This window comes from Algibacter ulvanivorans, assembly GCF_048381495.1.
GTDB classification, from domain to species: domain Bacteria; phylum Bacteroidota; class Bacteroidia; order Flavobacteriales; family Flavobacteriaceae; genus Algibacter_B; species Algibacter_B ulvanivorans.
Map to the genome: position 1 here is coordinate 1 of NZ_JBLWGD010000010.1, position 8,575 is coordinate 8,575.

General features: G+C 32.8%; 4 protein-coding genes and 1 pseudogene. All 5 read right to left on the reverse strand.

Features of this window, described 5'->3' with window-relative positions; all coding sequences use genetic code 11:
* Window positions 1–2,941: pseudogene (locus tag ACNG5D_RS15685) on the reverse strand (hypothetical protein); the annotation flags it as partial.
* A gap of 34 nt (window positions 2,942–2,975) precedes the next feature.
* Complete coding sequence (locus tag ACNG5D_RS15690) at window positions 2,976–3,536, reverse strand: hypothetical protein (protein ID WP_418184481.1); 561 nt, start codon at window positions 3,534–3,536, stop codon at window positions 2,976–2,978.
* Between the two features lie 369 nt (window positions 3,537–3,905).
* Entirely contained in the window at window positions 3,906–5,822 is a 1,917-nt protein-coding gene (locus tag ACNG5D_RS15695; RefSeq protein ID WP_418184482.1) for an OmpA family protein, read from the reverse strand.
* Between the two features lie 11 nt (window positions 5,823–5,833).
* The gene (locus ACNG5D_RS15700) at window positions 5,834–6,769 is read right to left on the reverse strand and encodes a PorP/SprF family type IX secretion system membrane protein (RefSeq protein WP_418184483.1); all 936 of its coding nucleotides are present in this window, start codon (window positions 6,767–6,769) and stop codon (window positions 5,834–5,836) included.
* Between the two features lie 21 nt (window positions 6,770–6,790).
* On the reverse strand, window positions 6,791–8,575 hold a 1,785-nt coding region (locus ACNG5D_RS15705), incomplete at its 5' end, for a gliding motility-associated C-terminal domain-containing protein (protein WP_418184484.1).

Sequence of the window (8,575 nt, forward strand, 5' to 3'; positions counted from 1 at the left end):
CATTAACAGTATTCCCACAAGCATCCGTAATGGTATATGTTCTAGTAACAACAAGAGGACAAGTGCCAGAAGCGCTATCAGAGTTTGTGACTACTAAGTTATCATCTGTAGTACAGTTATCTTCAATGTTTAACCCAAGCGCTTCTAATTGAGCCACCGTAGTTGCAGGGGCAGTAGCATCATTAATGGTACAACCTTCAACTGTTGATTCAGCGATAGTTCCTGCGATGTTTGGAGCAGTTGAGTCATTAGCATTAATAGTATGAGAAGCTTGTGAGCTGTTGTTACAAGCATCAGTAATGGTGTATGTTCTAGTTACTACTGTTGGGCAAGTACCAGAAGCGCTATCGGAACTGGTAACCACAAGGTTATCATCTGTAGTACAAGCATCAGAAATTGTTAAGCCTAAGGCTTCAAGTTGACTAACTGAAGTTGCAGCAGCTGTAGCATCGGTAGCAGAACAGCCTTCCACCGTTGATTCAGTGATAGTTCCTGCGATGTTTGGAGCAGTTGAGTCATTAACATTAATAGTATGAGTAGCTTGTGAGCTGTTGTTACAAGCATCTGTAATAGTATATGTTCTAGTTACTACCGTTGGGCAAGTACCAGAAGCGCTATCAGAACTGGTAACCACAAGGTTATCATCTGTAGTACAAGCATCAGAAATTGTTAAGCCTAAGACTTCAAGTTGACTAACTGAAGTTGCAGCAGCTGTAGCATCGGTAGCAGAACAGCCTTCCACCGTTGATTCAGTGATAGTTCCTGCGATGTTTGGAGCAGTTGAGTCATTAACATTAATAGTATGAGTAGCTTGTGAGCTGTTGTTACAAACATCTGTAATGGTGTATGTTCTAGTTACTACTGTTGGGCAAGTACCAGAAGCGCTATCAGAACTGGTAACCACAAGGTTATCATCTGTAGTACAATCGGTAATTGTTAACCCAAGTGTTTCTAACTGAGCAACTGTAGTTGCAGGGGCAGTAGCGTCACTAGCAGAACAACCTTCTACCGTTGATTCGGCAATAGTTCCAGATATAACAGGAGGATTAGAATCTGTAATGGTTATAACTTGTACAAAATCAGCTATTGGTGTTCCACAAGCGTTAGTGAAATTCCATGTGTTTGTATATGTTCCAGCATTGCTACAGCTAGCATCAGGAACAAAACTTCCAGGTGTTTTTGTTAATGTAAAATTACATTTATTAGTTACTGGACTCATATTTTGAGCTGCAGTTAAACCAGCAGAATCATTACATTCAACAGTTACATCTAAAGCATTATTTGCTGTTCCCCAAGCAACAGTAGGTTGGATGACATTAATTGTTACAGGATCTTCAATACTTGATCCACAAGGATCTATAGTAGCCGAACTTAGTGTAGATTGTTGTGTTGTGTTTATTTCTCCAGAATAGGTAGCTTCAAATTGTACTTCAAAGTTTGTTGTACAATTGGTTTCTAAAAAGTAACATTCATTTCTAATCTGTAAATCAAAATCCACATTAAATGATGAACTTCCAGCTGTAACTAAGCTATCATCAACAAAAAACTCTAGTAAATTTGTTGTTGAATTATATGTGTAAGTTACGCCTGTAGGTAATGATGGGTGGGTTACCGGAACCATTCCCGTAGCTGGTAACGTAGAAATTAATTGAGGAGGAAGTGTTTCAAATATTCTTAAATTTTTAGCATTATCATTACCTTTATTTTCAACATTAAATTCTGCACCAATTACTGTTCCTGGATTTTGTGGAGCATTGGGCGTGTCTAATGTTACGTTTATAGGACCAAGTTCAGGTTTCCAGACATCTACAGATAAACCTAGTAAATATAAGCCATATATTTCAAGCGTTGATGTTAAATTGAAAGTTGCAGAAGTTTGATTATTTGCGATAATTGAATTCCCAGGGTTTGCTAACTCAAAAACTGCTGCGTCAAATCCTAATGTATTTGTACTAGCAGGATTTCTATTTGTAAAATTAGCGTTATCAATAGTAATTCTACTATTAAAAAAATTTGTTTGCGATCTTATTGGGATTGTTGGTAATTGAGCAGTAGATAGCGAAACATAATTGCCAGAAGTATCTTGGATTTGAAGCGCATCACCGCCTAATGATCGATCTCCTTCTAATGCACCAATAAGTATATTTGCATTTACATTTCCAGAAGGAACAGTTTGGAAGCCATTAAAAACAATATCACCAGAATCAACGCCTTCAACATGAGCGTAACCATCAAAAATAGATATGTTTTTTAATGGTAAATTTGGACTTTCGTATATAAATACTATTTGCCATCCACCAGAAACTCCAGTAGGTAAATTATCATTGTGAGCATAAAGAGAACCTATTTTTCCTTCAACATTAGCGACTTGATATGTACCAAAGGGGTTAGTTAAAGCATTAACTTCAGATGTTATATCTTTTATACAAATATAGGGTTCGTTACTAAAGTGAGTTGTTCTTCCTCGGTATATTACTTCATCTGCATCATAATCATTATAATTGGTTTCACCTGGTAGCATAAGTTTTATGTCATCAAAATCCCATGTTGGTTGGTTGTCTGTTCCAATAGCTCCAGGTTCTCTATCTGCAGCTGTCCAGTATAAAAATACCTTTTTTAGTGTCAAACAGCTTGCACTTGGAGAAGGGTTTACAAAATTAGCGCTACTAGAATTAAAAGTTGTAGCTCCAATACCAGTATTACCGTCAATATCTACATACACAAGGTTTGAGAAGTTATGGTTATCATTGTTTCCATTATAGTTTCCAGTAGATGTTGTAGAAATTGTATTATTTGCAATAATAGTAAAGTCGCCATTAACAGCTTCGTTATATCTAGGTGTAAAGGCTTGCTGTACTTGAGCTTGAGAAAAAGTACTTGTAAATAACAATACAAATAATATTGCTTTAAAGTATATTATGGGTTTGGTAAAGATTTTCATAAGCTTCAACTAATTAATATTTTTAGTAAATGGTTTATTGTCCTTGTATGTTAGAATCTGCAATAAAAGTTTTAATTACTACAGATTTTTTTATCTTATTCTCTTTATTATTTAGAGGTTTTGCGATAATTTTAGTACACTTTAATTGACCGATTTCTGAATTGTCTTTTCTAGTAATTTTTAAATAAAGTTTGATAGATTCTTTAGTTTTTAATGAAATTTTATCTAGCATCGTATTATTCATAGATTCATTATAAATTTCAAATAGTAAACTAGATTTATTTTTATTAGCTTTTGGTTTGTTGACATCATTAAAATTATCTATAATACCTTTTTGGTTTTTTACAACATCAAAGTTTGCCTGATTACATTTAACTTCTTTAACAAATAAATTAAATTCAATAGTTTTATTTGAGTTATTTGTAAGTTGTATTAAATGATAATGAACTTTATCTGCATCTGGTTTATCACTATATTTAATAATTTCTAAATCAAAAGTGTCAAACTTAGATTTTTGTTTTTGCGCATTTCCTAAAAATGAAAATAAGCAAGATATTACTATGCTACAAAATACTACAGCTAAATTCTTTTTCATAATCTACGTATTATTAAATATGTTTCTAAAATAGAATTTGTTTATATTAAAAATTAGATTAATAATTACGGTTAGTTATTAATATTAATTTATTAAACTTTTTTTTGAGGGAAAAATGTGAGGGAAGAGCATTATAGATTAATAATGCTTTATTTATTTTTGAAATTAGATTCGGGGTCATAATTTTAAAATTTAAAGTAGGTAATACAAAAAAACATATATGTTACTAGTTGGTCAAATATTCATGGTAAATCACTTATAAATTCGTTTAAAAGCTAAAGCATGTATTTAAACGGTATTATGTACCGTTTGTCATTCTTTTATGTTTGTAAACACCTATATGTTAATCTTTTATTATGCTCATTTTTGTTATTTTTTAATAATATAAAAATAAGATCGACGATTTTTTTGATGCTCGGCTGCTGTACATTTTACCCCATTTGAGCATTTGTTTAAAAGTTGACTTTCTCCATATCCAATTGCGCTTTGAATACGATCTTTACTTATTCCTCTTGAAAAAAGATAATCTCTAGTAGATTTTGCTCTTTTGTCTGATAAGCGCATATTAAAATTATCTCTACCACGGCTATCTGTATGTGCTTCAATTTTTATAACCATAGTTGGATTTAATCTTAATACATCTACAATATTTTCTAATTCAAATTGTGCATCGGTTCTTATATTCCATTTACCATAATCAAAAAATATAGGTTTAATAACTATTTGGTTTCCCTTAATTAAAGATTCTAAAAAGAGTTCTTGTTCAATTACGGTTCCATTTATATCATCTGTATTTACTTGTATTTGGTTTTCTGAATAAGCAATTAATTTACCTTTTATAGTATATGTTTTTTCACAATTAACGGTAAATTGATATGCTCCATTTTTTGAAGTTATAATCTCATCTAATACTTTTCCATTTTCATCTATAAGGCTTACAGTTACATTATTAAGTGGTTTACTATCTTTTTTATCTTTAACAATGCCTTGTATGGATTGAGAACAAACTTTAGAATATACGGTATAGATATCATCATTCCCTTTGCCACCAGGTCTGTTAGATGATAAATAACTTCTGTTGTTTTTTTTATTTGTAGGGTCTATAAAGTAAGCGAAATCGTCGTAGCCACTATTATATGGAGCTCCTAAGTTTTGAGGTTCTGCTAAACTATCTTTAATAATTTGGGATTTAAATATGTCTAACAATCCAAGATTGAGTCGTCCGTCAGATGAAAAATAAAATGTACAGTCTTTACTTACAAAAGGAAACATTTCGCGTCCTTTTGTATTTATTTTTGGACCTAAATTTCGTGGTTTACTATATTTATTATCTTCTAAAATATCTACTTCATATATATCTGTTTGACCAAAACCGCCTTCTTTGTCAGATACAAAATATAGCTTTTTATTATCTGGACTTAAAGCGGGATGCCCTGTTGAGTAAACATTATCGTTAATTGGCAATTCTATTATATTTTCCCAACTGCCATCTATAAGAGTAGCTTTATATATTTTTAAATGTGTAGTTCCTTTTTTATCAAAATTAAGCTTGTTTTTTCTAGTTACATTATCTCTTGTAAAGTACATGGTTTTCCCATTATTGGTAATAGCAACTGTGGCTTCGTGGTAATCTGAGTTTATTTTTGATGCACTAATTAATTTTGCTTCATCAAAGTTTAATTTGTAATTTTCTTCTTCAACAGAAACCTGAAATAAATCTAAAAAAGGTTCTTTATTCCATCCGTACTTTTTGTTTTCACCAGTACCTCTTGCAGAGGCAAATATTAATTGATTGTTTTTAATATAAGACCCAAAGTCTGAAAATTTTGAATTAATTGGTAAGTTTTCAATTTTTAATGATAATGTATTGTCTATAGAATTAAGCGCGTTATATTTTGTTAAATTATCTAATTCGTAATCTTTAAGCCTGCTATCTTTATTTTGTTTGTTAATAAATTTTTTAGTCCAAATATCTGCTTCGGCATATTTTCCTAAACTTTTTAATGTTTGAATGTATTTAAATAAGTGCTCGGTATCAATATCATACTTTTCTAAAGCTTTTTTATACCAGTATGCCGCTTTTTCTGTGTTTGAGTTGTTGTAATAACAGTCTCCTAATCGGGTTAATACATGTTCACTATGATCGCCGTTTTCTAAAGCTTTCTCATATAATTCACTAGCTTTTACATACCCGTAATTACTAAAAAATTTATCTGCTAATTTTTTTTGAGCAAATGAAGAAGTAATGGTAAAAACTAATAATAGTATTATAAAATTTGTTTTCATATTAATTTTCTTTAGAAGTATCTAGGCGATTTAATTCGTTTGCTTTTAAATAACTCGAACATTAATAGTATTTCATGTGTACCGCTAGAATATGTTCTTATTTCTGATATTGGATATTCGTATGCATAACCAATGCGTAGTTGTTTAGATACTTGAAAATCTGCAATTCCTCCTAAAGCTTCAGCCGATTCGTTTATTCTATACGAAGCGCCTAGCCAAAAGGTCTCGTTAAATAAGAAATTAGCTGTTATATCAAAAGATAGGGGGGCACCATTAGTAGCTTTTAGTAACATAGCGGGTTTAAATTTTGTTGTTTCGCTTAAATCGAAAACATATCCACCAGTAAGATAATAGCTAACACGTTCTAAAGCCACATAATCAACAGCTCCTTTTTTTCCGTTATTATAATCTGTGTTTAATATTCTAGGGGCAGAAAGCCCTATATACCATTTGTTAGAATGCAAAAATGCACCAAGTCCTATATTTGGACTCCATCTATTTGAAACATCATCAAAAAACGGATCGTTAATAACCGTTGGGTCGTTTAAAAGTGGTTTGTCTATGTAATATTGTGTGAAACCCGCTTTCATTCCAAAAGCTAATTTATAATTTTCGTTTAAGGGAATGGTATATGAAAAATCACCATAAAAATAGGTGAAGTTTTCATAACCTAATTCGTCATTTATAAATGAAAATCCTATACCAACTCTTTCGTTTCTTAAAGGGCTATGCACAGAAATAGTTTGAGTTGTAGGCCCACCTTCAAGCCCAACCCATTGACTTCTGTGTAAACCTACTACACTTAAGGTTTCTCTACTACCAGCATAAGCGGGATTTATAGAGATTGTATTATACATATATTGAGTAAACTGCGGAAGCTGTTGAGCCATTGTAGTCCAGCAATTTACTAGTATGAATATGTATATGGTAAACTTTAATGACTTCATAGTCTTCATCGTTTTTCAAGTTTATTTAGTACCTACATAAAATGCCTTAGCAAAAGGTTCTAAACCACTATTTTTTAAATTTATAATATAATAATATGTTCCGTTAGGAACTCTTTCTGCTTTTCCTACTGATGAATTATGAGCAAATCCATTCCAATTATTTTGGTAATTTGAATTATCATATATTTTTGCTCCCCAACGGTTGAAAATTTGTAACTCAACTACAAAACCGCAAGTTTCTACCCCTGTAATAGTGAAGTATTCGTTGTAAGCATCGCCATTTGGTGTTACTACTTTAGATATAACAACATCTTCTCTTCCGCAAGGTAAAACAATACATTCGTCATGAACTTCTAAGTTTACTTCAATAGTATTTAGGCAACCATTGCTGGCAATTGTATAACTAAATTTATAATTACCTAATGCTACATTTTCAGGATTAAATAAGCTTTCGTTTAATGTTGTACCTCCTTCAATAATAACCCAGTTGCCTCCTGTTTGGTTTGCTTGTAAATAATCATCTAGGTTGATTATTCCGTTATCTGAACAAACCCTATCGTTAATTGAAGTAATAAAGTCATTTAAAGTCACAGAAATTATTTGAGTATAAACTTGTCCGTTATCACATTCGTCAGTTACCGTCCATGTTCTTGTAATTCTATAATCTGATGGATTGTTTTCGTTAAAAGAATTAGTTTCTTCAAACACCACATTTATATTTGAAGAACAATTATCTATAAATTCAATATTAGGAACTTCAGGTATATCCTCACAATTAACACTTATTGATGCTTCAATTATAGTTGTTGGTTCTGGGGCTTTAGTATCCTGAACTGTAATTGTTTGTATATGAGTTGTAGTTAATCCATTTAGATCCGTAGCTACCCATTTACGTTCTAAAGAATAATTAGAGATACAAGTCCCGTCAGTTCGAGTTTCTGTAAAAACTACATCAACATTTCCACATGAATCTGTAGCGGTTAAATTTATTGCTTCAGGAACATTATCACATTCATATGTTTCATCTGAAGGTAAAGATTCAACAAAAACTGGAGGTTCGTTATCAATTACAGTCACAGTTTGCGTACAAGTGGCCGTATTACCAGCACCATCGGTTACGGTCCAAGTGACCGTTGTTTCTCCTAATGGGAACACGGCAGGTGCATCATTAGATATGGATGTTGTCGTACAGTTATCATCCACAGTAGGTGTTCCAAGATTGACATTAGCGGCATCTGTAGAACAGTCATTAGCATCAACATTTACAGATACCGGTGCAGCACAGTTTACAAAAGTCGGATTGATATTATCCGTTACAGTCACGGTTTGCGTACAAGTGGCCGTATTACCAGCACCATCGGTTACGGTCCAAGTGACCGTTGTTTCTCCTAATGGGAACACGGCAGGTGCATCATTAGATATGGAGGTTGTCGTACAGTTATCATCCACAGTAGGCGTTCCAAGATTGACATTAGCGGCATCTGTAGAACAGTCATTAGCATCAACATTTACAGATACCGGTGCAGCACAGTTTACAAAAGTCGGATTGATATTATCCGTTACAGTCACGGTTTGCGTACAAGTGGCCGTATTACCAGCACCATCGGTTACGGTCCAAGTGACCGTTGTTTCTCCTAACGGATAGGTGTCAGGTGCATCATTAGATATGGATGTTGTCGTACAGTTATCATCCACAGTAGGCGTTCCAAGATTGACATTAGCGGCATCTGTAGAACAGCCATTAGCATCGACATTTACAGATACCGGTGCAGCACAGTTTACAAAAGTCGGATTGATATTATCGGT